Annotated in this window: 23 protein-coding genes; 1 reads left to right on the plus strand and 22 read right to left on the minus strand. The window is 46.9% G+C overall.

The genetic code is table 11. The features are described 5' to 3' along the window. Positions 1 to 30 precede the first annotated feature (30 nt). The 22 genes from MKY98_RS14850 to MKY98_RS14955 all read right to left on the minus strand — a co-directional run bounded on the left by MKY98_RS14850 (position 31) and on the right by MKY98_RS14955 (position 22,351). Positions 31 to 759 carry a DnaD domain-containing protein gene (locus tag MKY98_RS14850; RefSeq protein ID WP_069011510.1) on the minus strand — a complete coding sequence of 243 codons (729 nt, stop codon included), beginning with the start codon at positions 757 to 759 and terminating at the stop codon, positions 31 to 33. A gap of 3 nt (positions 760 to 762) precedes the next feature. Next, positions 763 to 2,058, minus strand: coding sequence for an asparagine--tRNA ligase (gene asnS / locus MKY98_RS14855; protein ID WP_029517376.1), 1,296 nt, complete (start codon positions 2,056 to 2,058; stop codon positions 763 to 765). Between the two features lie 132 nt (positions 2,059 to 2,190). Then, positions 2,191 to 3,387: an acetate/propionate family kinase gene (locus MKY98_RS14860; RefSeq protein WP_029517375.1), complete on the minus strand. Its 1,197-nt coding sequence runs from the start codon at positions 3,385 to 3,387 to the stop codon at positions 2,191 to 2,193. After that, on the minus strand, positions 3,384 to 4,256 hold the full coding sequence (locus tag MKY98_RS14865; protein ID WP_029517374.1) for a 3-hydroxyacyl-CoA dehydrogenase family protein: 873 nt from the start codon (positions 4,254 to 4,256) through the stop codon (positions 3,384 to 3,386). Before MKY98_RS14865 ends, MKY98_RS14860 begins: the two co-directional genes overlap by 4 nt. A 136-nt stretch (positions 4,257 to 4,392) precedes the next feature. Then, complete coding sequence (locus MKY98_RS14870) at positions 4,393 to 5,895, minus strand: AAA family ATPase (protein WP_029517373.1); 1,503 nt, start codon at positions 5,893 to 5,895, stop codon at positions 4,393 to 4,395. After that, positions 5,888 to 6,421, minus strand: coding sequence for a hypothetical protein (locus MKY98_RS14875; RefSeq protein ID WP_069011509.1), 534 nt, complete (start codon positions 6,419 to 6,421; stop codon positions 5,888 to 5,890). Before MKY98_RS14875 ends, MKY98_RS14870 begins: the two co-directional genes overlap by 8 nt. Positions 6,422 to 6,867: 446 nt before the next feature. After that, on the minus strand, positions 6,868 to 7,392 hold the full coding sequence (locus MKY98_RS14880) for a cell wall elongation regulator TseB-like domain-containing protein (protein ID WP_039271118.1): 525 nt from the start codon (positions 7,390 to 7,392) through the stop codon (positions 6,868 to 6,870). A 37-nt stretch (positions 7,393 to 7,429) separates the two neighbouring features. After that, positions 7,430 to 8,731, minus strand: a complete 1,302-nt coding sequence (locus tag MKY98_RS14885) for an amidohydrolase (RefSeq protein ID WP_069011508.1) — start codon at positions 8,729 to 8,731, stop codon at positions 7,430 to 7,432. Continuing rightward, positions 8,718 to 9,371, minus strand: coding sequence for a redox-sensing transcriptional repressor Rex (locus MKY98_RS14890; RefSeq protein ID WP_029517369.1), 654 nt, complete (start codon positions 9,369 to 9,371; stop codon positions 8,718 to 8,720). The genes MKY98_RS14885 and MKY98_RS14890 overlap by 14 nt, the downstream gene beginning before the upstream one ends. A gap of 43 nt (positions 9,372 to 9,414) precedes the next feature. Then, on the minus strand, positions 9,415 to 12,282 hold the full coding sequence (dinG, locus tag MKY98_RS14895; RefSeq protein ID WP_069011507.1) for an ATP-dependent DNA helicase DinG: 2,868 nt from the start codon (positions 12,280 to 12,282) through the stop codon (positions 9,415 to 9,417). Between the two features lie 157 nt (positions 12,283 to 12,439). Beyond that, positions 12,440 to 13,072, minus strand: a complete 633-nt coding sequence (locus MKY98_RS14900; RefSeq protein WP_069011506.1) for a tetratricopeptide repeat protein — start codon at positions 13,070 to 13,072, stop codon at positions 12,440 to 12,442. 82 nt (positions 13,073 to 13,154) lie between these two features. Then, a complete protein-coding gene (gene panD, locus MKY98_RS14905) occupies positions 13,155 to 13,538 on the minus strand; it encodes an aspartate 1-decarboxylase (RefSeq protein WP_013371641.1) in 384 nt (127 codons plus the stop codon). Beyond that, positions 13,531 to 14,469, minus strand: a complete 939-nt coding sequence (gene panC / locus MKY98_RS14910) for a pantoate--beta-alanine ligase (RefSeq protein ID WP_069011505.1) — start codon at positions 14,467 to 14,469, stop codon at positions 13,531 to 13,533. Before panC ends, panD begins: the two co-directional genes overlap by 8 nt. Beyond that, complete coding sequence (panB, locus tag MKY98_RS14915) at positions 14,466 to 15,374, minus strand: 3-methyl-2-oxobutanoate hydroxymethyltransferase (protein ID WP_039271112.1); 909 nt, start codon at positions 15,372 to 15,374, stop codon at positions 14,466 to 14,468. The genes panC and panB overlap by 4 nt, the downstream gene beginning before the upstream one ends. A gap of 346 nt (positions 15,375 to 15,720) precedes the next feature. Continuing rightward, positions 15,721 to 16,695: a biotin--[acetyl-CoA-carboxylase] ligase gene (locus MKY98_RS14920; protein WP_069011503.1), complete on the minus strand. Its 975-nt coding sequence runs from the start codon at positions 16,693 to 16,695 to the stop codon at positions 15,721 to 15,723. Then, a complete protein-coding gene (locus MKY98_RS14925) occupies positions 16,688 to 18,010 on the minus strand; it encodes a CCA tRNA nucleotidyltransferase (RefSeq protein ID WP_029517363.1) in 1,323 nt (440 codons plus the stop codon). The genes MKY98_RS14920 and MKY98_RS14925 overlap by 8 nt, the downstream gene beginning before the upstream one ends. A gap of 55 nt (positions 18,011 to 18,065) precedes the next feature. After that, positions 18,066 to 19,229, minus strand: coding sequence for an N-acetyl-alpha-D-glucosaminyl L-malate synthase BshA (bshA, locus tag MKY98_RS14930; RefSeq protein WP_029517362.1), 1,164 nt, complete (start codon positions 19,227 to 19,229; stop codon positions 18,066 to 18,068). A gap of 205 nt (positions 19,230 to 19,434) precedes the next feature. Further along, positions 19,435 to 20,127 (minus strand): bacillithiol biosynthesis deacetylase BshB1, encoded by a 693-nt coding sequence (gene bshB1, locus MKY98_RS14935; RefSeq protein ID WP_029517361.1) that lies wholly within the window; start codon positions 20,125 to 20,127, stop codon positions 19,435 to 19,437. Beyond that, entirely contained in the window at positions 20,127 to 20,561 is a 435-nt protein-coding gene (gene mgsA, locus MKY98_RS14940) for a methylglyoxal synthase (RefSeq protein WP_029517360.1), read from the minus strand. Before mgsA ends, bshB1 begins: the two co-directional genes overlap by 1 nt. A 56-nt stretch (positions 20,562 to 20,617) precedes the next feature. Continuing rightward, positions 20,618 to 21,421 carry a 4-hydroxy-tetrahydrodipicolinate reductase gene (dapB, locus tag MKY98_RS14945; protein ID WP_029517359.1) on the minus strand — a complete coding sequence of 268 codons (804 nt, stop codon included), beginning with the start codon at positions 21,419 to 21,421 and terminating at the stop codon, positions 20,618 to 20,620. A gap of 31 nt (positions 21,422 to 21,452) precedes the next feature. After that, positions 21,453 to 21,971 (minus strand): tetratricopeptide repeat protein, encoded by a 519-nt coding sequence (locus tag MKY98_RS14950; RefSeq protein ID WP_029517358.1) that lies wholly within the window; start codon positions 21,969 to 21,971, stop codon positions 21,453 to 21,455. 50 nt (positions 21,972 to 22,021) lie between these two features. Further along, complete coding sequence (locus tag MKY98_RS14955; protein ID WP_029517357.1) at positions 22,022 to 22,351, minus strand: nucleotide pyrophosphohydrolase; 330 nt, start codon at positions 22,349 to 22,351, stop codon at positions 22,022 to 22,024. 213 nt (positions 22,352 to 22,564) lie between these two features. Between MKY98_RS14955 and MKY98_RS14960 the strand changes: the two genes are divergently transcribed. Beyond that, the gene (locus MKY98_RS14960) at positions 22,565 to 23,434 is read left to right on the plus strand and encodes a YitT family protein (protein ID WP_029517356.1); all 870 of its coding nucleotides are present in this window, start codon (positions 22,565 to 22,567) and stop codon (positions 23,432 to 23,434) included. Positions 23,435 to 23,460: the final 26 nt, after the last annotated feature.

The following is a 23,460-nucleotide window of genomic DNA, read 5'->3' on the forward strand; positions in this document are numbered from 1 at the left end:
TCTACTACCTAAAAGGCTTAGACCGATACATTAATTGCGTCCGCCACCACGGAATCGCTGGGCGTATTCTTTGGCATCCTGTGCATTACGGACACGGTTTCGGCTCCACTCCAGCAAAATACGGTCTATATACCGGAAATGTACCTTCCCTGCAAATACCGCTTCCTTCAAAGCCAGCAAAATAAGCTCCTCGGGATACCGATCCTGATCCACCCAGCTGGTGATCGTCTCGTATTCCATCGGTGATAATGGTCGCCCGAATTCTTTCTCGAAAATCGTGAACAAATTCCGTTCTTCTGTAAGCGGGGATTCCGATATTCCATTCAGTAAATCCGGCTTTCCGGCAAACAAAATGTCATCTTCATCGTGCTGCTCGTTACGCTCGGGAATCATACATTCTGCCAACTTACGATACAGCCCCGTCAAATTGTAACGTTCGAATTGTACAGATGAACTGCGGTCTTCTACGGAATCAATTCTCAAAAATCCTTCTTTCATGAGCTTACTGAAATAGAGTGCGATTTCATTCGCAGTGCATCCGATACGGGCCTGCAATTGTTCCCATGTCGGAAATTCATTACGTTCCGCTTGTTTGAAGGCAAGCAACTGCATCAGTAGCAGCATTTCGCCATCTGCCAGCCGAAGTGTTCGATAATGCTTGAGCAGGGCGTAGGGAATCTGGACCATTCCGGCTTCCATAGCAAAGGCTACTCCCTCCGCCCATTCTGCCGCTGATGTCTTGTCGAATGATCCGGTCATCGGTTACGGATACAAACGATACAGCATACGTGGGAACGGAATCGTTTCACGTACATGATCGAGTCCACAAATCCATGCTACTGTACGCTCCAGGCCCAGTCCAAAACCAGAATGCGGAACGGTACCATATGTGCGCAGATCCATATACCATTGGTAGGCTTCACGAGCCAAGTTATGCTCGTTAAAACGTTCTTCCATCAATGCTGGATCATCAATCCGTTGGGAACCCCCGATAATTTCGCCGTAGCCTTCAGGAGCGATCATATCGGCACACAGAACAACCTCTGGACGGGTCGGGTCTGGTTTCATATAGAATGCCTTAATGTGTGTCGGCCAATGTGTAATAAACACAGGCTTGTTATATCTTTCGGCAATCGCCGTTTCATGAGGAGCACCAAAGTCTTCCCCCCATGGGATATCGAAACCTTCACCTTGAAGGAAGGCAATCGCCTCATCATACGTAATACGTGGGAATTCGCCTTGAATTTGCTCCAGCTTCGAAACATCGCGTCCGATGGTTTCAAGCTCCTTCGCACAATTTTTCAGAACAGATTGCACGATATGGCTTACAAACTGCTCCTGTACGCGCAAGGATTCTTCATGATCCACAAAAGCCATCTCAGGTTCGATCATCCAGAACTCAATCAGGTGACGACGTGTTTTGGACTTTTCCGCACGGAAAGTTGGACCAAAGGAATACACTTTGCCCAGCGCCATTGCCGCGGCTTCCATGTACAACTGTCCGCTTTGTGTCAAATACGCATCTTCATCAAAATATTTAATGTGGAACAACTCTGTTGTGCCTTCTGCAGAAGAAGGAGTCAAAATAGGTGGGTCCACCTTCGTAAAGCCGTTGCCGTTAAAGAATTCCTGTACAGCACGGATAATTTCCGCCCGTACGATCAAAACAGCACGTTGCTTGGCGGAACGCAACCACAAGTGACGATGATCCATCAGGAAATCTACACCGTGCTCTTTGGGTGTAATCGGGTAGTTTTCGGTCAAATGAATAATGTCAATGCCTGTAACCGTTAATTCAAAGCCTGATTGGCTACGCGGTTCTTCACGCACCACTCCAGTAACGTAAAGGGAGCTCTCTTGAGTCAAGGATTTGGCGTCATTCCAAATATCCTCGGACACTTCGCTTTTCACGATAACCCCTTGAATATACCCGCTGCCATCCCGCAGTTGCAGAAACTGAATTTTACCACTAGATCGTTTATTGTTTACCCAAGCGCCGATTGTAACCGTTTCCCCTACATGGCGGCCCACTTGGGCAATCGTACTTTTATTCGTCATGACCGTCTCTCTCCTCTTAACCGAAAATCAAACAGCCCTTCCCCCTGGGTCAGGCTGTTTGCTCTCGCTGTTTGGTGCATGCGGAACTCAAACAATAGTCCACATGCATAAAGTTTACACTTTCGAACCGAACTACTGAACCAGACGGAACGTGTCGCGGGCAATAACCAGTTCTTCGTTCGTTGGAATGATCAGTACTTCTACCTTTGAATTTGCAGTTGTAATCCGGCGAGGCTCGCCAGAACGAATAGCATTCAACGATTCATCCAGCTCGACACCGAGGAATGTCAATTGCTCCAACACTCTCTTACGCAGAACGATGGAGTTCTCGCCTACACCTGCTGTAAATGCAATTACGTCTACCCCGTTCATTGCGGCAGCATACGATCCAATGTATTTGCGCAGACGGTATTCATACATTTCAAATGCCAATGTAGAATTAGCTTCGCCTTTTTCCATACCTTCTGTGATTTCACGCATGTCACTGCTGATACCGGAGATAGCTAAAAGTCCACTATGCTTGTTCAGCATGGAATTGACTTCATTGACAGTCAATTCTTCTTTGTTCATGACATAAGGTACGATTGCTGGGTCCAAATCACCACTACGAGTACCCATCATAAGGCCTTCCAGTGGAGTCATCCCCATGGAAGTATCAACAGACAAACCGCCTTGAACTGCTGTTATACTACCACCATTACCGATATGACAAGTGATAATCTTCAGGTCTTCCAAAGGACGACCAAGGAATTTGGCTGCTTCCTTACTCACAAAGTCATGGGAAGTACCGTGGGCACCGTAACGACGAACCTTGTACTTATTGTACAACACTCTTGGAATGGCGTACATATAAGCTTTTTCAGGCATGGTTTGATGGAACGAGGTATCGAATACTACAACCTGCGGTACATCTGGCATATTCAATTCAGCCGCTTTAATCCCCATCATGGAAGCAGGGTTATGCAGTGGCGCCAGGTCAAACAAGCGGCGGATTTCACTCTTCGCTTCAGGCGTTACAACTGCTGACTGTTTAAAGATTTCGCCTCCATGAACCACACGGTGGCCCACAGCCTGAATTTCGCTAGTACTGGAGATTACACCATGTTCAGCATCTGTGAGTGCGTTTAGCACTTTACGGATGGCTGTAGTATGTTCCAAAATTTCGCTAACTTCGGTGTATTCTTCTTTATTGGTTGGCTTATGCGTCAGAATGGAGGAATCCATACCGATACGCTCTACCAGTCCCTTTGCCAAAACGGACTCGTCCGTCATATCATACAATTGGTATTTCAGAGAAGAACTCCCTGCATTGATTACGAGAATTTTCATATCCGGTCACCATCCTTGTCGTACTTAAAGAAGCCTTCGCCCGATTTCACGCCCAGATTACCTGCACGCACCATTTTCTTCAGTACGATGGACGGACGATATTTCAATTCACCAAATTCACGGAACATACGCTCCAGAGCAGCCAAAACGGAATCCAGACCAAAGCGGTCAGCCATTTCCAAAGGACCGTTTTGGAAGTTATAGCCGATTCGCATAGCGTCATCGATATCATCAGCGGAAGCCACGCCTTCTTGAAGTACATGGGCCGCTTCGTTAATCAGCAGACAGATAATCCGGCTTGTTACGAATCCAGGAGATTCATAAATCATGACTCCTTTTTTCTCCACTATTTCTTCCACGAACATCTTAGTGTTTTCAAAGGTATCATCCGAAGTTTTTAAACCACGAATAATTTCTACGAGATCAATACGGGATACTGGATAAATAAAGTGCATACCAATAACACGCTCTGGATACTTGGTCGAGCTGGCAAGCTCGGTCAGGCTCAGCGTGGATGTATTACTTGCAAGAATAATATTGTTTGGACACACATGGTCCAGCTCTTGGAACACTGCTTTCTTTTCGTCCAGATTCTCTGTAATAGTCTCAATGACCATATCACAGCTGCCGAGCTCCGCTAAATGGGATACTTTCTGAATGCGGGATAAGATCAATTTTTTCTCAGCTTGAGTAATTGCCCATTTTTCCAGTTGTTTGTCCAGACTCGTTTCAATCATATTGTAGGCGTAGTCTAGTTTCTCTGGTGTCTGCTCTACCAGCAGCACATCGATTCCTTTGGACGCGAGCATTTCAGAAATCCCCTGTCCCATGGTGCCGCCGCCGATGACGCCGATTTTTTTAAATTGCATGATTCTTAACTCCACCCTTTCCTGGTCACTCTCATATATTGTATCCTTCTTTGTCGAAAAATACATGTTTATGTCCCAATAGATAATAATATCTTAGCACGGACTAAAAGTAAAAAAAAATAACCAGCATAAAAAATTATGCTGGTAATAAAGCATTTTCACTAAATTGACATCTAAATTGGTCTCCAGACAAAGTTTCCTCCTTCATTAGGATGTCAAGTGAGTTGTCGAACACAGGACGATGCTTTTCCAGCAGTTCCAAAGTTCGGGTATGCAGGTCAGCCATAATCTCGCCATTTTCCCGCATGAGTTCTTCTTTCGTTACCATTTCCATGTTAATAATGCCAAGTGAAGTCAAACCGGAAGTCATCATCGTATGGACGATGTTCAGCGCCTGCTCAAAATCATTACTAGAGCCGGTACTTCGACCGCCATAGTACATTTCTTCTGCCGTAGCCCCTGCGAGCGAGATCATAATCTGCTCCTCCAGATACTGCTTGGTGTATAAATAATGCTCTTGCTGTGGATTGTGGCGCACATACCCAAGCGCTTTCCCACGTGGGCTAAGTGCAACCTGGCTTACGCTACCAGGACGAACAATTTCGGCCATAATAGCATGTCCCAGTTCATGGATCGCTACACGTTTTTTCTCTTCCAAGGTCGATTCTCGATCTGTCTTTTCACCCATCATCACTTTGTCAATTGCCATCGACAGATGTTTCTGTGCAATCATTTTCTGATCCTGTCTCATCGCATAGATTGCCGCTTCATTCATTACGCTCTCCAGCTGTGCGCCAGAAAACCCATAAGATTCCTCAGCAATTTTATCCAGATTCGCATCTTCCTGAATCGGTTTGTTTTTGGCATGAATTTTAAGAATATGAAGACGGCCCTTCTTATCAGGCAAATCCACTTGAATATGACGGTCAAAACGCCCTGGGCGCGTTAAGGCGCTGTCCAGCATTTCTTTACGGTTTGTTGCCGCAATGATCAAAATCCGCGGTGTATCTACCGAGTAAATACCATCCATTTCTGTCAGCAACTGATTCAAAGTCTGATCATATTCTCGTTGCTGTCCACCCTCACGTTTACCACCAATTACGTCGATTTCGTCAATAAAAATAATTGCATTTTCCTTCTTTTCCTTGGCTGCACGAGTACGTGCCTCCCGGAACAACTCACGCACACGACCTGCTCCAACACCAACGTACATTTCAACAAATTCACTACCTGAGGCTGCAACAAAAACAGAATTAGTATAGTGTGCCGCTGCCTTAGCCATCAGTGTTTTTCCTGTTCCCGGAGGACCTGTGAGCAAAACGCCTTTTAATGGACGGATACCAAACTTGGAGATTTCATCATGTCGATTCAAAAAATCCAAGGCCTCACGCAGCTCCTGCTTAGCGCTTTCTTGCCCACCGATTTCCTCAAAAGTCAGCTTGTCCGGGCCATTTTTTTTACGTTTACGTTCTTGCCCAGCACCTACGGCCAAGCCTCCACGAGCATGCATGAGCATTAACAAGCCGCTGAACATCACACCAGCAACTAGAAGAGGGATAATATTTACCCCAATAAAAACGAGAAATATAATGGTTACCGGCACAATGCCGATTAATATTTCCTTGATCCATCTAGGCATTAGGCCATACCCCCATCTGCTGAGATTGACGTGGCAAAACGATAAACTTGGTCGCTTTCCCTTCGCTGAGTCGGATATAGACATTGTTCGAATCCATGTCGGTATCAGCTTTGATACCCGTCTTTTTCTTTTTCATATGCTCAACTGTAGATGAAATTTGAGTATACTTTCTATTTTCCATCGCTTCGGCTACAGGAAACATAGCCTCAGACCACCATTGATTCAGTGCTGTATTGGAACGGTCTGCAATATCGAGCTTAATGGTGCGGCTGCCAATGATGGATTGTCCTTTTTGCTTAACTACATCGACCAATCCGGCCACATCCGCCTGCGGTTTGAGATCTAGTTTCAATACAACCTGATCCTGTTTAATATCTATTTGAGCGCTTGTCACGCCTGGATATTGAGAAACCAGTTTTTCCAGAGGACTTTGCATTGTAACCTGACGGTAAATGAACCATCCCCCAAATAGCAGCAAAGCTGCCAAAACTGCCGCCACAACGATAGGAACTGCACGCAATTTCAAACAACATCCTCCTCTCAAAATGTAAAACTCAGAAGAAACGGGACGAATGTCAACAAACAACCAAATTGCATGATCTTACAGTGATCAGCAATTCTTTTTTCTATCATTTTTGTCTATCACTTATAAAATATAGTATATCATAACGTATATCTAAAATCGAAGGCAATGTGTGGAGGAGTTGTGATGAGGCAAAATCTTTGGTTATGGTAGAGGTGGGACGCTGCGTGTAGGATTTGATCTTACGATCGCTGTTGCCCGCCATAAAGATGAATTTGCCTTAGGAGAGAAGTTGGGTAGGTAAAGATGCTTCGCTGGCATTCAGCTCATCTTTACGGCATAGCAAGACTAAAAGACGTAAATACGAATTTCATCGCATTTACGTCTTTTTCTTGAGCTTTTAATCATTTACTAGTCATTCATTCCACATCTGCTGATCCTCAACCAGCTCAGTTATTGGGCAAAGTATACTTTACCCCCGTCGCTCCCCCATCTGAAAAACGGTAAAAGGCATAGTAATGATGGCTTCCATCATCGTAAAACAGCTGCCACACATATTCGCCATTGAACACACTCGGCTGGAGGCTTACAATTTTTACACCTGGAAGCTGCTGCTGAATTAGCGACGTCATTTTTTGCTCGTCGACTCCGTTCTTCAGCAGCTCGGTATGAACACCGCTATTATCTGCGGCAGGTACGTTAGGTTGTCCCTCCACTTTTTGAAAAGGAACCCATACCATTATATTTTCATTCTGTGCATTTTTCCCTTGAACCACCCAATATACCTGATCCCACACAGACTTCCATGTTTGAGTCGTGCTAACCAGACCACCTGATTGCTTGGCCTTAATGATAGCGGCATTTTTCTCAGCCACCTGGTCTTGAGTAACATAGGAATAATACCAGAAAATGCTGACCAGGATCAGTATCACGGCCAAAATGGCGACCGCTATCCATTTTTTCTTATTTTTCAAACCCGTGCTTCCTCTCTAAGGGGATGTGACACCTGAATTAGCGCGACAGCAGCCCTTCAAAGGCGGCTTGTGCCTCATGTTTGATACGTTCCTCGTCCATAGTCAGGCATTCGCCGTTTTTCACAACCTGACGACCGTCTACCCACACATGAGCCACGTCCTTGGCGCTTGCAGAGTATACCGCATGGGAAATAAGATCTGTACGCGGCAAGAAATGTGCCTGATTCAGATCCAACGCGATAAAGTCAGCCTTGTTGCCTGCTGCCAACGCTCCTACTTCTTTTAAACCAATCGACTTTGCACCGTATTCTGTTGCCAGACGCAGCGCTTCACTTGCAGGAACTGCCGTAGGGTCACCGGATACACCCTTGTGAATAAGTGCTGCCAGACGCATTTCCTCGAACATATCCAGGTTATTATTGCTGGCAGGACCATCCGTTCCGAGAGAAACCGTAACCCCTGCACGCAGCAATTCAGGCACTCTTGCCACACCACTTGCCAGCTTCAAGTTGCTGCCAGGATTGTGGGAAACCGCTACACCACGTTCTGCCAGTAAAGCTATTTCTTCGTCGTTCAAATGAACGCCATGGGCAACAAGCGAAGGACGGGAGAAAAAGCCAAGCTTATCCAAGTGTGCAACCGGACGCAAACCGTAGTCGCGTACGTTTTGCTCTACTTCGGCGATCGTCTCAGACATGTGCGTATGCAGTGGCAAGTCCAGATCATGCGCAGCTTGTACGAATTTTTCAATAAACGCAGGTGGACATGTATATGGCGCATGCGGTGACATCATCGTTGTAATACGGCCGTCTGCTTTACCGTGCCAGTTACGCGCAAAAGTCACGGCCTCTGCCAGCTTGATTCGCTGTTCTTCCTCCGAACATAGTCCAATTGCTCCACGCATCAGACTTGCACGAATACCTGACTCTTCAGCCACACGAGCCACCTCATCCATATGATCGTACATATCGAGGAAGGTTGTTGTTCCACCTTTCAGCATTTCCAGCACAGACAAGGACGTACCCCAGTACACGTCTGTAGATGTAAACTTGGCTTCCATAGGCCACATTTTTTCCTGAAGCCATACTTGAAGTGCCAAATCATCTCCATGCCCACGCAGTAGAGACATCGCCGCATGACCATGAGTATTGATCAGACCAGGTAAAAACAATAGCCCTTTACCATCGATCGCTTCCGTCTCTTCCTCACCCGCAGGCAAGGTTTCGCCAATATAAGTAATACGACTATCCTCCACAATCATAAAACCATGGACTACCCCTGCTTCTGGTCCATTTACGGCAAAAGATCCGTTTTTAATCATCCATTTATTCACTGTCATATTGTGCTTCTTCCTTTCCGTCCTCCAAATAATAAGCGAGGCTAAGCAAATCAGTTGTAAAGTCTGTGGCATGAATCCGAATGTTGGCTGGTGCCTTGAGAGTAGTCGGTGCAAAGTTCAGGATCGCTCCAATTCCGCTATCAATAAGCCTATCAGCCACGTGCTGTGCTTCAAAATCAGGTACGGTAATAATCCCGATTCGAATGTTTTTTTCTTTCACAGTCGCTTCCAGTTCATCCATCGGTTGCACGACCAATGTATTGATCTTGGTTCCTACCTTATCCGGAAACGCATCAAATACCGCCACAATCTTCATATTGTCTTTTAAATAAGCGTTATAATTCGAAAGGGCTTGCCCCAGATTACCCGCTCCGACCAATACTACATTAATTTGTTGGTCGATTTTCAGGATATGGCGTATTTTCTCAATGAGATAAGAAACATCATAACCGATACCCTTCCGACCAAAATCTCCAAAATAAGCAAGATCTTTACGGATTTGGGCCGGGTTCAAATCTAGCCTCTGTCCCAGCTCTTGAGAAGAGACCGTAGCCACCTCCCGTTTGTGCAGTGCATTCAGATAACGTAAATATACGGGTAACCTCCGTACGACAGCCTCTGAAATTTTATCTGATTTCATACTTGCTCCCCCTAATTGTAACGAACATACTTATGTCCGTCCGTTATGCCTCTGTCTCCGGGGCGGATTGGAGCCATTCGGCGATGCGGGGCACCATTTGCTCCGATGGCATATGCTCCATTTTTGGTCCCGGTAACGAGTACAAAAAGTGCTTTCCGTAATAGGATTCAATCACACGCGTATCATAAACGATAACGACCCCGTGGTCGTTCGCTGTACGTACCAACCGACCAAATCCCTGTTTGAAGCGAATGACCGCTTGAGGTACAGACAGCTTCATAAATGGATTCTTCTTCTGCTGCTGGAGCAGTTCGCTTTTTGCCTCCAGCAGCGGGTGATTCGGCGGTTGAAACGGCAAGCGAACAATGGCTAGACAAGTCAGAGCCTTCCCCGGAATATCGACGCCTTCCCAGAAACTGCTGGTCCCCAGCAATACAGAAGCTTTCGCTTCCTGAAACCGGCGGGTTAGCTTGCTGCGACTTCCACTGTCCACACCTTGTCCCAGCACAGTAATTTCGCTGGATGCTAAGGCCTCATTGAGCGGCTCATACACTTGCCGGAGCATCCGATAGGACGTAAACAGAACGAGCATTCTCCCACGTGTCGCCTGAGCAGTCGCTCCTAGAGAGCTAACGAGCATATCTACAAAATGCGCATCTCCTACACTGCCCTTCACACTTGGAAAATCCCGTGGAATAACCAGCAACACCTGATCCCTGTAATTAAAGGGTGACGGGAGCTGCGAAGTCATCAGCCGCTCTTGATCTGCGGCCTCCTGTAAGCCGAGCTGATCGATCATGTACTGAAACGACTTATCTACCGACAAGGTAGCAGAAGTCAGAATAATGCTTCTTTTTTTGTCAAAAAACATTTCTTTCAACTGGCGGCTCACATCGACGGGTACCGCATAAAATTGCAATGATTTACTACGGAATTGCCCGCTCGCCTCGAGCCAGTATACGGTTGTTTCATCATCGAGTCGGATAAAAAAGCGCAAATTTTCTCGAATCCCCGCCAAATCCTTGAGCAGACCCGTGATATCTGTAATAAGGCTATCCGCCGCATAATCGTCATGTTCTTCCTTGACGTCCAGCATCAGCTTGTCGCCCTTGCGCAAAATTTCGCTCATCGTTACATATAGCTGATTTTCCAAAGCTCCCGCCTGATCCCACTTTGCAGGCTTGGCCGAAGGTTTGAGACGGGAAGAAAACTGTCCTGTTTCACCCGGTGTCGCATCACTTCGCTCCGGCAACATGCCAAACAGCTTGTCGCTTAGCAGGTCCCAAGTTTCCTTCACCTCTAACACGAGCGGATACAGCTGGTCGATAGTTGAGGCCCAATCTGCCGACTTCTCGTGCCCCGATTTCGCCAACTGTTGACGAAGTGAAGGCAGTTGTCCATTCTTGCTGTCTTTGAACAGTCGCGTCAGTGTATGCACGAGTGTGAAATATTTCATATGCATACCTAGGTGTTTACCAGCTACTTCCTCCAGGTGATGGGCTTCATCTATCACCAGATGTTCATAGCTCGGCAACAACTGATGACTGGCTTTGACGTCTGTGAACAACTTAGAGTGATTCGTAATAACAACATCCGCTATTCCTGCTTCATGGCGTGCACGATGATAATAACATTTGCGGAACCATGGGCAGGAACGACCAAGACAGGACTCTGAATCACTCGCCACCGTTTCCCAGAAATCCCCTCCACGGTTGCTCAGATTCAGTTCTTCATCATCACCGGTTTCTGTTAGCGTCAACCAGACGATCATCTGAGCCGCTGTAATTAAATCTTCCTTCGGTGTAGCGAAGTCTCTTCTGTTTATTTTATGTTCAAACTTACGCAGACACAAATAATGTCCCCGACCCTTGAAAATAGCAGCCCGGAACGGAAACGGAATCACCTTGGTTAGCATCGGAATGTCGCGCTCGCGTAATTGCTCCTGCAGGTTGATCGTATGTGTACTCACCATAACGCGCTGTCCCTTTTTCACACTGTGATACAGCGATGGGAGCAAATAACCCAGAGACTTCCCTGTTCCTGTACCTGCTTCAATCAGCAGATGCTTGTCTTCACTCAGTGCCTGATTCACACCCTCAATCATCTGTATCTGCGCCTCGCGCTCCTCATATTGACTCAAGGATGAACGCAAATTGTCCCGCACATCATCCATGTACTCCTCAAAGGTAACACCTGACAGTGGATTCGGGTCATCTTCTCTACGCGGAGCAGCTAGCTCCGTCCAATCTTCCACTTTTAGCGCAAGCTGACGAAAAAACTGATATCCCTCCAAATCCTGAATAGGATCAAGCTCTTTCTCTTCACGCACCCCATCAAGAAACCATCCAAGGTCACTGTCTTCCTCTGCAAACAAATCACTAAGCCGCTGTATCGTTATCAGAGGTAATGCTTGAAGCTCACCCAGACACTTTAAAAATACCTCGGCCGTAGCCAATGCGTCGCTGTCTGCTTGGTGAGGGCGATCATGTGCCAGCCCGAACTCAGAAGACACAAAACCCAACTGATACGAAGATAGTGATGGAAACATAATTTTCAGAAAATCCATTGTATCCAAGACTCTTCCGCTAAATGGCAAGTATCCGCACCGATCCAGAGCGTTTTGCAAAAAATTAAAATCAAACGCCACATTATGACCGACCAGTACAACATCGTCCAGCATAGGCACAAGCTCCATCATCATTTCTTCAAGTGCAGGTGCATCCTTCACGTCATCGTCTGTAATTCCGGTCAATCCAGTGATAAAAGGTGGAATAGATCTGCCAGGGTTCACATAAGAGCCGTAAACACGGGAAATGCTGTTATCATGATCTATAATTGCAAGTCCGACTTGAATGATGTCATCCGCGGACTGGGTGCCTGTCGTTTCAAAATCCAATACCGCAAATTTCATTCGGGCTTAATCCTTTCTTATGACACTTACAAAAATAATAACTCCGTATATTAGCATAGCAGAAGATCGCGTGTTTGGAAATTAAGACAGCCAAAAAAGACGATGCATACGCCGCCTCAGGAGGTGGGCATGCATCGTCTTACTCGGTGTCTGACAACTACATCCAGGTCATTATGGAGCTGTCGTATCGAAGCTTTTCGGTACCGGACAAACAGGCTTCCATATTGTGCAGCGGCTCGGGTAACGCAGGATCTAACTGATGTGCGAGAGCAAAACATTTTTGCGCCTCCTCTACGTCAGCCTGCTTTGCCAACAGACAGCCTAGCGCATTATAGATGACCGCTTTTAGTCCTGCCTGCTCAGTCAGGTCCAGCACCTTCTGAAAATGGTATACAGCTTCTGCTGGATCATCTAGTTGAAAATAGGCCATTCCCATATACATGCGACTCTGCCAACTGTTCGGAAAATGCTGTAGTACCTGCTCAAATTGTTGGATCGCCTCAGAGTACATAAGTAATCGATAATACCCTTGCCCCCGACTAAAAGCCGGCAGCTCTTTTTCAGGCAGCTCCGTGTCAGACATATCGGTCTCCGCGGAAAAGCCGGCCGCACGCAGGCACACCATTTTTTCCTCAAAGGCCAGCCACTCATCCATAATTCCGTCACTCATTCTCCGCAGCAGACTCCAGTGCTGTAGCAGCTCCTGCCTGCGGGAGCCCTGGGCTGATGGGTAATGCTTCACGATATCATCTAACATGCTGTTCATTTCTGCGAATACATGCTGGAACATGTGCATCCCGCCCTTATGAAAGATGGATTAATACACTCACATTTTTCGCTTAAAAGACGGGTTTCATCCGCACTCCCATTCATTACATGATCGTCGCATGTACTTCTTTGTTCATCGTTTGGGCTGGTTTATTATGTTCATCAACAAATACCACTGTTGGTTTGTATGTTTTGGCCTCTTCATTTGACATGGAAGCATAGGAAATAATAATGACTGTATCACCAGGCTGCACCAAACGAGCTGCCGCACCGTTGAGACAGATCACACCGCTCCCACGCGGTCCGGGGATAACATAGGTTTCCAGTCGAGCTCCATTGTTATTGTTTACAATTTGAACCTTTTCATTCTCCAACAGATCCGATGTCTCCATGAGATCTTCATCTATAGTGATACTCCCCACATAGTTCAGGTTAGCTTCCGTAACCGTAGCGCGGTGAATTTTGGATTTCATCATAGTTCTAAACATGGGAAAGCACCTCCGCCTTCTGTATTCTTATATTGTCAATCAGTCGGGTACTGCCAAATTTCACAGCTAGCGCTACGATGATGTCTTCCTGAACATCACATAGCCGCTGCTCGGGAAGAAGGGGCTCCAGACCGGGAAAAGTTAAAATTTCAATGTAATCAATGTCTGCTAAAGGAGAGGAAGTAATGGTGGACTCCACCATTTGATGTAACTGACGAATCGTAATTGTGTTTGTTACAATATCTTCGCTCACTTCTTGCACCTTACGCAGTGACTGGGACAGCACCAATGCCTGCTCGCGCTGTTCTGCACTTAAATACACGTTACGGGAGCTGAGGGCCAAACCATCCGCCTCTCTGACGATGGGACAAGGTACGATAGTCACGTTCATATTGAGATCAGTCACCATCTGCTGGAGCACAGCAACCTGCTGTGCGTCCTTCATCCCAAAAAAGGCCAAATCAGGACCTATCATGTTAAAAAGCTTGGCTACCACCGTAGTCACACCATCAAAATGGCCGGGACGGGAAGCACCGCACAAGCGATCTGTCAAAGCGGATACACGAATTTTGGTTTGGGTTGGTTGTGGATACATTTCTGCTACAGTTGGCAAAAATACAATATCCACGCCCTCACGCCGTGCTACCTCCAAATCACGAGCTTCATCGCGGGGATAGCTTTCCAGATCTTCATTCGGTCCAAATTGGATCGGATTTACGAAAATGCTAAGCACCACCGTATCTGCCATTTCACGCGCCTTGTGCATCAAGCTCGCATGTCCTTCATGCAGGTATCCCATCGTTGGTACAAAGCCGACTTTATGTTGCAGTAAAGAGGCAGAATCGTGTACCGTTTTTGCTCCATTGGCTCCAAGTTGCCGACGTTCGGCAATAACCTTGCGTAGTTGAGCCACTTCTCTTACGATGATCATGACTGAGATTCCACCTTTTCCTTAGCTTGTTTCTGCGCTTGTCCTTTTGCCTGTCCGTACAAGGACTCCAGGGACTCCACAACACGGTCATCCGCGCTGAATACATGCTCTGCGGCCGGGAATGCCCGCCCTTTCACATCACTCACATACTGCTCAATGCTGCTACGGATCAAGCCGCCTACATCGGCATAGGTTTTAACAAAGCGTTTGCTGAAATAAGGAGATGCGTACTGAATCAGATCGTGATAAACAAGTACTTGACCGTCACATCCACGTCCTGCACCGATTCCAATGGTTGGAATGGAAAGTTCTTTAGAAATCGCCGTTGCCACTTCCTCAGTCACCAATTCCAAGACAATACCAAAGGCACCCGCCTGCTCTAATGCCTTGGCATCTGCCATCAACCGGCGTGCGTCTGCTTCGTCCTTACCTTGAATGCGATAGCCACCAATTTGATTAACTGATTGCGGAGTAAGCCCGATATGTCCCAGCACAGGTACACCTGCCTGAACAGTCGCTTTTACGACATCGGTAATTTCAGCTCCGCCCTCCAATTTAACAGCATGCGCATGTCCTTCTTGCATCAGACGGCGGATGCCTTGAAGACTTTCGGATATGCTGCCGTGATATGTCATAAAAGGCATGTCCGCTACGATAAATGTATTCTCAGCGCCTCTTGCAACTGTCCGGGAATGGTACACCATATCATCCAAGGTCACAGGGATGGTCGAATCGTAACCAAGAACTACGTTACCCAGCGAGTCCCCCACGAGAATGATGTCAATTCCCGCCTCCTCGGCTATCTTAGCCGATGGATAATCATAGGCGGTCAGCATACTGAGCGGAATGCCCTCCTGCTTCATTTTTTTCATTTTTACAATATTCAGCGCTTGTTTTCCTGCCATCGCGAATGGCTCCCTTCCATCTTTTTTTGGCACAAAAAATAACCTTTTATGAACGCCTGTACATCTGCGTCATCAAAAGGTCCGAACAGCCAAAAAAGACACTCATTTTGAGATCGTCCCTTCTGTCTCGGTCCTGTTCGGCTCAGAGCAGAATCCAACGTAACCTTCAAATGAAGTTATGATGGTCTTACAAACTTGCTAAAGTAGAGCAATGTGCCCTTGGAGTGCAGCTCGGACCGTCCGATGCCGCCTCCTGCACAGTATAACAAAAAACATCAGCTTTTTCACGTGAAGTTTCACACAGGAAACAGAAAGATTGTGGTCGTATACTCAGCTAGGGTCGCTTCTACAATTGTATATCCCCTGAAATAACCTGAATCCGCTCACCCTGGTTCGTTTCTATCACTAGTGCCCCTGAAGGGTCCAAGCCCACCGCTGTACCATCTACCGCTATCCCTTGTCCCGTATGTGCCCGAACGCTGCGGTTCATCGTCACGGATAACGCCTCCCACAGCATGGCTATGGGCTGGAACCCCTGCTCGGCATACAACTTACTTAGCAGCTCCATTTCTTCCAGAACTGCAGCAATCAGTGCAGTACGGTCAATTTCAAGCCCTGCTTCTATTTTCAAGGATGTCCCTACATGGGATAGCTCTTCCGGGTAATCTTCTTTATTTAAATTTACGTCAATGCCGACCCCTGCAATACAGTAGCGGACCCGTTGATCCTCTGTTGCAGATTCCAACAGAATACCGGATACTTTGCGACCATGAATCAACAGATCGTTTGGCCATTTGATTCCTGCCTCCACACCCGTCAGCCGACGAATGGCTCTACACACTGCTACACCTGTAAGTAGCGTTAGCTGGGGGGTAAAAGCTAAGGGCTGGGTGGGGCGCAATACAATGCTCATCCATATCCCTTTGCCGCGAGGGGAATACCATTTACGTCCCTGACGTCCCCGACCCGCCGTCTGTTCTTCTGCCAGCACTACCGTTCCCTCCGGCGCATCCTCTTCTGCTAAACGCATAGCATCCTGCTGAGTGGATACCGTCGAATCCAGCACTATGATACGCTGGCCAAACGATTGTGTAGTTAATAGATCTGCCAATTTGGATACTTCCAATCGGTCAGGCCGAGATATCAACCGATAGCCCCGGCGCGAAGAGGCATCGATATTATAACCCAGCTCACGCAGTTTGTTGATTTGCTTCCATATTGCTGTGCGACTAACGGAGAGGCGTCGGCTAATCTCCTCACCAGATACGTAATCGGATGAACCTTCCTCCAGTATGCCTAACAGTCTATCATGATTATTCACTACTCATCACCCGTTTCACTTCCTGAAGCAATGTTTCTGTTTCATTCGGGATATCTCCGCAAGCGACCGCTTGTAAAAGCCGTTCCATCATCTGCCCCAGCCAAGGTCCACCTGGTCGATTCATTGCCTGAACCAGTTCATTTCCAGTAATATTTAAATCTTTGATACGAACGACGACAGCCTGCTGTGTCCACGAGTTTGCCAGTTCGGCAATCTTCTTCACATGCTTTTCTACCCACGGCGGTAATCCACGGAACGAAGAAGGCAGTGTCTTGTGAAGCTCCAGCCAGTCTGAAGCTGTATCCTTTCCCAGCTTAATTAACAATCGAATCCAGTTACGACGCAGTACCTCGTCGTTGATAGGGTCAGAATCTCTCGAAACAGAGTTGTCAGCTATGGCAACAGCATGGCTGATGAGCTCGGTCTCCCATTCCAATAAATGAACCAAACGCAAACGTACGGCGTTGGAAAAGGTCCAAGCTCTTAATAGCTCGTCCGCTGCCTCGGAGCTAAGTCTACAAGACATAAGGAGCAGACCCCACCGTAGCTCTGCTGGCAGCTGCACGATCTCCTTGAGCGCCTGTGCGTCACATTGTTCCCAGGGAACCGGAACCTTCGTACAGCCAAGCAATCCGCTACGTCCCAGCATCTCCAATCCACGTAATGGGTCAGGCCCCGCTAGCATCTTTTCTAACTCGACTCGTACCCGTTCCATGGCTATATATCGAAGTCCCTCTCTGCGACGGATCATACCTTTCCAGGTATTGTAGGCCACCCGGAACCGAAATACAGAGGCAAAACGGATGCAACGCAGCATTCGCAGCCCGTCCTCCTCAAAGCGTTCCTCAGCTCGTCCCACACAACGAACGAGAGCAGCTCGCAAATCGGCTCCTCCCCCAAACGGGTCCACCCGCTCTCCGTGTTCTGCCATCGCAATCGCATTCATAGTAAAATCCCGTCGCATCAGATCCTCACGGATATCCTTCACGAAGGCAACTTCCGTTGGACGGCGGTGATCGGCATAACCGCTTTCTGTACGAAAAGTGGTCACCTCGAACGCATGGCCACCCTGCATAACCGTTACCGTCCCATGCTGGATTCCTGTCGGAATAACATGAGGGAATAGCGCTAAGACCTGTTCAGGCTCAGCCGAAGTGGTCAGATCCATATCATGAATAGCTCGTCCTAATATCTCATCCCGCACACAGCCGCCAACCCAGTAAGCTTCGTGGCCTGCTGCTGTTAGTGTATGTATGACCTCTCTGCCATGAAGTGCCATCTCTTGGTCAGCGCATTGCCAAGTATTTGTATTCATAGGGTTTCCCCCTTTGCAAGTATTCAATATAAAAAACGGACGCGAGTCCGCCCCCTTAAACGCTGATCGGTTTAAGATCCGGCACCTCGCGTCCCAACACACGGTAATAGATTTCTTCATATTGACGGGTAATCAGCTCATCACAAAAAACGGTACGGGCGCGGGTCAGACACGCTTCACGGAAACGTTCCGCCATCGCTTCATCGGACAACAGCTCAACTGCATAATCAGCCATCGCCTCAGTATTACCAATTTCAGCAAGATACCCCGTACTTCCATGCACAACGAGTTCAGGAACTCCTCCGGCCTGAGAACCGATTGTCGGCACTCCACAGGCCATTGCTTCCAGCGCAACCAAACCAAAACTTTCTTTTTCCGAGGGAAGCAGCAGCACATCCGCCATAGAAATCACTTCTGCGATCTGATCCTGCTTACCTAAAAAGAAGACCTTGTCTTGAAGTCCTAAATCCTCAATTTTGCAACGGATTTTTGGTAGATCCGGTCCTTCCCCCACCAGCAGCAGCTTCGCAGGCACTTTTCGTTGCACTCTTTCAAATATATCCAACACATCGCCCACCCTTTTGACAGGACGGAAATTGGAAATATGCATCATTATTTTTTCATGCGGTTGGGCAAAGTCTCTTCTAAGCGCAGCGGCATCTCGTGGATAATACACCCGTTTATCTACAAAATTATAGGTTAAATCAATAGGCCGTGTAATTTCCAGCGCATCTATCGTCTCCCGAATCAAATCTTTGGAAACCGCCGTCACAGCGTCACTTTTGTTAATAGCCAGCCGAATCAGGTCCTTCAACGACTCATCCTGTGCCAAGACTGTAATGTCCGTACCGTGTAGGGTGGTTACCACCTTCAGATGATCACCCACCATTTCCTTCGCCAAGTAAGCGCATACTGCATGTGGTACCGCATAATGAACATGGAGTACATCCAAATTCTTCATTTGTGCGACTTGGGCCATTTTGGTCGCCAGTGACAAATCATAGGGCGGATATCTAAACACGTAATAATCGTTAATTTCAACCTCATGATAAAAAATATTTTTCTGAAACGTCCCGCCTAATCTGAACGGAATGCTATTGGCAATAAAATGAACCTCGTGCCCTTTTTCTGCCAGCAACTTGCCCAGCTCAGTAGCCACTACGCCGGAACCACCCAGCGACGGATAACAGGTAATCCCAATTTTCAGTTTGTCATTCAAGCTAGCTGCCTCCTTCCGCTCACCAGTGATAACTTTTCTGCCGATTTATTTTAACACTCTGCAAAATGCTCAAGTATAGAATTCTTATGTCAGGATTTTGCAAAATTCGATTCCAATCGCTCCGAAGTACAAGATATAGACAAACTAAACCATTTCGATCTATATCTTATCATTGGAAGTCGCTTATTGGATTTTTGCAAAATCCTTATGTGAATAGCTTAACCAGATATGGCGTTTTGGACGCAAAGCCTTCCGCATACGAAATCAATTTGCGCTGACCCAACAACGAGTCGCGAGCTTTTACGCGTTCCACATATCCCTGATTTAATGGAGTGGATACTGTATCCTTTCCAGGCGCTGCCTGAAATTGCGAAGCATAACTCAATAATGACTGTTCCTTGACTTCATAATGCTCGGTGATATCCACAATCAAATCCGTTCTGCCAATATCATTGATAAAATAAAAATATAATTGCTCTACCTGTACCGCAGGATTTTCTGGCATAAAACGTCGCAACTTCGCGTTAAATACCGCTTCCTCCACCAACTTGCTACACATGACATGGTCTGGATGCCGATCCTCCCAATAAGGAGCGAATACGACTTTCGGTGCATGGCGCCTGATTTCTGCTGTAACTGCAGCTACATGTTCAGGAGTTACATATAATCCACGATCAGGCAGACCCAAATTCGTCCGCACAGCAAGCCCGAGCACTTTCGAAGCATGTTCAGCTTCTGACATACGAGTATCCACATCACCATTGGATGACATTTCAGCCCGCGTCAAATCGCACACGCCCACCTTTAAACCAGCGGCTGTATGCTTGGCAATCGTGCCTCCCATTCCTATTTCTGCATCGTCAGCATGAGCTCCGAAAATCAGGATGTCCAGCGTCATTATATATCACCCTGCTGGTCAATGCCCGGTTTATATTTATGTACCAGCTCACGCCAAGCAAAATCGCCTCGGTCCAGCGCTTTCACCAGTATTTCAGCAGTTGCAACGTTTGTTGCCAAAGGAATCCCCTGCACGTCACACAAACGTAACAAGGCACTAATGTCCGGCTCATGCGGTTGTGCCATGAGCGGATCACGCAAGAATATAATCAAGTCCATGTCATTTTGCGCAACCATAGCCCCGATTTGCTGATCTCCTCCAAGCGGCCCGGACATGAAACGGTGAATTTCAAGCTTGGTTTGCTCCATAATGCGCAGACCTGTTGTACCTGTTGAAAATAACTTGTGATCTGTAAAAACATGCTCATAGGCCGTTATGAAATTTACCATTTCATCCTTTTTTCGGTCATGCGCTATAAATGCAATCTTTAACATTCGAAGTTCCTCCTGCCTCATTCTATAATTTCATTCGTCCAATCATTCGCGTATTCTTAATCGATGTAATGCTCAAATCCATATACAAGCCCTGGCTGCTCCATGACCTTCTGAATACCGATTTTAACACCCGGCATATAGCCCGCCCGTTCATAAGAATCCTGACGAATCTTCAGAGATTGTCCAAACCCTCCGAATATCACTTCTTGCTGTGCGAACACACCGGGAAGACGGACACTGTGGACACGAAACCCTTGATAGTAACCTCCCCGTGATCCTTCTAACGTTTCTTCCTCTTCCGGGTTACCCTGTCGCAGCTCTTCACGCTGTTCGGCGATCAGCTCTGCGGTCTTAATGGCTGTGCCCGATGGCGCGTCCAATTTTTGGTCACCATGATATTCGATAATTTCCAGATGTGGGAAGTATTTCGCTGCCTGAGCCGCAAACCGCATCATCAAAATGACGCCAATTGAAAAGTTTGGCGCGATCAGACCACCAATTTGCTGCTCACGACACTGCTTGTCCAGTTCATCAATCTGTTCGGGAGTAAACCCTGTTGTTCCGATAACCGGACGAACTCCATGCTTGATAGCAAGCTCTGTATGTGCATATGCAAAACGCGGCCCCGTAAAATCGACCATGACATCCGCTCGGCTATCCAGTAATGCCTGCTCCACATCCTCCACAATAGCGATACCCGCTTCCGGTAGTCCGACGAGAAGGCCGGCATCACTGCCGGCATGTGTTCTGTTCACTGCGGCCACAAGCTGTAGTTCCTCATCTTGAAGAACCAATTTGACAACTTCACGGCCCATACGCCCTGCTGCTCCTACAACAGCCACTTTTATTGGTTCTGACATTTCCCTACAACTCCTTATGCATCCATTTGTGCTAGATCTGTTCATTCATCTGCTGGCATAACTTCTTCATGAGGTTGGCAAGCTGCACATTGTGAGGAAACAGTGCAGCCGCCTCACGAGCAGCCTGCACAGCCAGCTTATACTCATTCATTTCGTCATAAATCAATGCGAGCAGCAAAAAAGCATCCCCACATAACGGATCGAGGGCTATTGCTCGTTCCAGTAACAAGATCGCATCCTGACGCACCTGCGGCGTAGCTCTGTCGACATCCAGCATTTTTCTGGCCTTCTCCGTATGCTGCCTGGCTTCCTGCGCATGTAGATGGAGAACATATTCATCCTGCTGTGGAGCGAGACGAACCGCATGCTCTGCATATGCGAGAGCCTGCTCCAAACGACCACTACGAGCATAGGTAACCGAGCACCGGAAATAATGCTCCGCATGATCAGGCTGAGCTGAAATTGCTTTTTCAAACCATTCCACGGCCTGCTCAAAATCGTTCTGCAAAATGCACTGATAAGCTTTCTGAACGTATTCCTCCGCCTTCATGACACTGCACCTCCGGGTAACCGGTTTGGTACAGCATATGTACAAAGCGCCTAATCGGTGTCCTTTTTGGTCCAACGATTCGCATCACGTGTGTTAAATTTATGCATAACCTTATCATGTGCCTCGGTCAAATTTATACCTAGCGAGTTCGCAAAGCAGATGGTGATGAACAAAATGTCCCCCAGCTCCAGCTCAATGGAATTGTCCGCCTCATCCGTTTTTTTCGGTTTCTCGCCAAAGGAGTGATTGACTTCCCTCGCCAGTTCCCCGACTTCCTCAGACATCCGGGCCAACATCGCTAAAGGGCTAAAATACCCTTCCTTAAATTGAGATATATACTGGTCTACCTCACGTTGAATTTCATCTAATGATTTTTCCATGAAACACGCAATCCCCCCATGTGCAGGTTTATTCATATGTTATCGTAAAGCACATTTTAAAACAAATTTTTTTTAATTGTGAACTTATGACCCCAACTTACTGTCATCAGTCTTTTAAAGCTACCGTAAAAAGGTATACTACATATAAGGAGCTGCGATTAGCAAAATCAGCATGAAGTCGTTCTTCCTTAAACTGCTACTGCGAGGGATTATATGAAGATATCCAAGTCCATGGAACAGCTTAAAATGATTTTACCCATTGTGCTCGGAACCGCCATCTATGCATTCGGTCTGCTTTATTTTATTATACCCAGTAAACTGATGGAAGGTGGTATTACTGGGATCACCCTGCTGCTCAATTATGCTTTTTCGATTTCACCCTCTCTCTCCACATTGCTTCTGAACATTCCTTTATTTTTAATTGGATGGAAAATGCTTGGGGGCAAGCAAATTCTATATACAGGGGTAGGTATTGGGTCGCTCACTTTTTTTCTGTGGTTGTATGAAAAAATGATTCATCTCGGATGGATGGGAACATTTCAAACTGAACACGATTTTATACTTTCTTCATTATATGCGGGGGTTACGCTTGGGGCCGGATTAGGTATTGTGTTCCGCTTTGGCGGCACCACGGGCGGCTCGGATATAATCGCTCGTATTCTAAACCGGAAGTTTGGCTGGAGTATGGGAAGGATTATGCTGGTCATTGATATCGTCATTATCGGTGCTTCACTACTTTACATACCAAAAGAAAAAATTCTATATACATTAGTCGCCGTGTTCATCGCGTCCAAGATTATTGATTTTATACAAGAAGGCGCCTATTCCGCCAGAGCCTTTATGATTATCAGCGACCACACGATGGACATTGCGGATATTATTATTAGAGACATGGATCGCGGAGTTACTATTATTCCGGCTGTAGGTGCATTTTCCAAGCAGGCCAAGCATGTTGCCTATTGTGTCGTGCCTCGTCAGGAAATACGACGTTTGCACCAAATTGTTAAATCGGTTGATCCACGGGCGTTTATTATCATACAGGATGTGCATGATGTACATGGAGAGGGGTTCAAAGAGGAATAGCCCGGAAATCCGGGCGATGGGCTAAC

Source organism: Paenibacillus sp. FSL M8-0228 (genome assembly GCF_038007385.1).
In the GTDB taxonomy this organism is placed as follows: domain Bacteria; phylum Bacillota; class Bacilli; order Paenibacillales; family Paenibacillaceae; genus Paenibacillus; species Paenibacillus polymyxa_D.

What these genes read in the sequence shown, in the direction of transcription:
- MKY98_RS14850 (WP_069011510.1), bottom strand. Translation starts at nt 759, where the DNA reads ATGACCGGATCATTCGACAAGACATCAGCGGCAGAATGGGCGGAGGGA.
- asnS (WP_029517376.1), bottom strand. Translation starts at nt 2,058, where the DNA reads ATGACGAATAAAAGTACGATTGCCCAAGTGGGCCGCCATGTAGGGGAA.
- MKY98_RS14860 (WP_029517375.1), bottom strand. Translation starts at nt 3,387, where the DNA reads ATGAAAATTCTCGTAATCAATGCAGGGAGTTCTTCTCTGAAATACCAA.
- MKY98_RS14865 (WP_029517374.1), bottom strand. Translation starts at nt 4,256, where the DNA reads ATGCAATTTAAAAAAATCGGCGTCATCGGCGGCGGCACCATGGGACAG.
- MKY98_RS14870 (WP_029517373.1), bottom strand. Translation starts at nt 5,895, where the DNA reads ATGCCTAGATGGATCAAGGAAATATTAATCGGCATTGTGCCGGTAACC.
- MKY98_RS14885 (WP_069011508.1), bottom strand. Translation starts at nt 8,731, where the DNA reads ATGACAGTGAATAAATGGATGATTAAAAACGGATCTTTTGCCGTAAAT.
- MKY98_RS14890 (WP_029517369.1), bottom strand. Translation starts at nt 9,371, where the DNA reads ATGAAATCAGATAAAATTTCAGAGGCTGTCGTACGGAGGTTACCCGTA.
- dinG (WP_069011507.1), bottom strand. Translation starts at nt 12,282, where the DNA reads ATGAAATTTGCGGTATTGGATTTTGAAACGACAGGCACCCAGTCCGCG.
- MKY98_RS14900 (WP_069011506.1), bottom strand. Translation starts at nt 13,072, where the DNA reads ATGTTCCAGCATGTATTCGCAGAAATGAACAGCATGTTAGATGATATC.
- panD (WP_013371641.1), bottom strand. Translation starts at nt 13,538, where the DNA reads ATGTTTAGAACTATGATGAAATCCAAAATTCACCGCGCTACGGTTACG.
- panC (WP_069011505.1), bottom strand. Translation starts at nt 14,469, where the DNA reads ATGATCATCGTAAGAGAAGTGGCTCAACTACGCAAGGTTATTGCCGAA.
- panB (WP_039271112.1), bottom strand. Translation starts at nt 15,374, where the DNA reads ATGGCAGGAAAACAAGCGCTGAATATTGTAAAAATGAAAAAAATGAAG.
- MKY98_RS14925 (WP_029517363.1), bottom strand. Translation starts at nt 18,010, where the DNA reads ATGAATACAAATACTTGGCAATGCGCTGACCAAGAGATGGCACTTCAT.
- bshB1 (WP_029517361.1), bottom strand. Translation starts at nt 20,127, where the DNA reads ATGACGCTGGACATCCTGATTTTCGGAGCTCATGCTGACGATGCAGAA.
- mgsA (WP_029517360.1), bottom strand. Translation starts at nt 20,561, where the DNA reads ATGTTAAAGATTGCATTTATAGCGCATGACCGAAAAAAGGATGAAATG.
- dapB (WP_029517359.1), bottom strand. Translation starts at nt 21,421, where the DNA reads ATGTCAGAACCAATAAAAGTGGCTGTTGTAGGAGCAGCAGGGCGTATG.
- MKY98_RS14950 (WP_029517358.1), bottom strand. Translation starts at nt 21,971, where the DNA reads ATGAAGGCGGAGGAATACGTTCAGAAAGCTTATCAGTGCATTTTGCAG.
- MKY98_RS14955 (WP_029517357.1), bottom strand. Translation starts at nt 22,351, where the DNA reads ATGGAAAAATCATTAGATGAAATTCAACGTGAGGTAGACCAGTATATA.
- MKY98_RS14960 (WP_029517356.1), top strand. Translation starts at nt 22,565, where the DNA reads ATGAAGATATCCAAGTCCATGGAACAGCTTAAAATGATTTTACCCATT.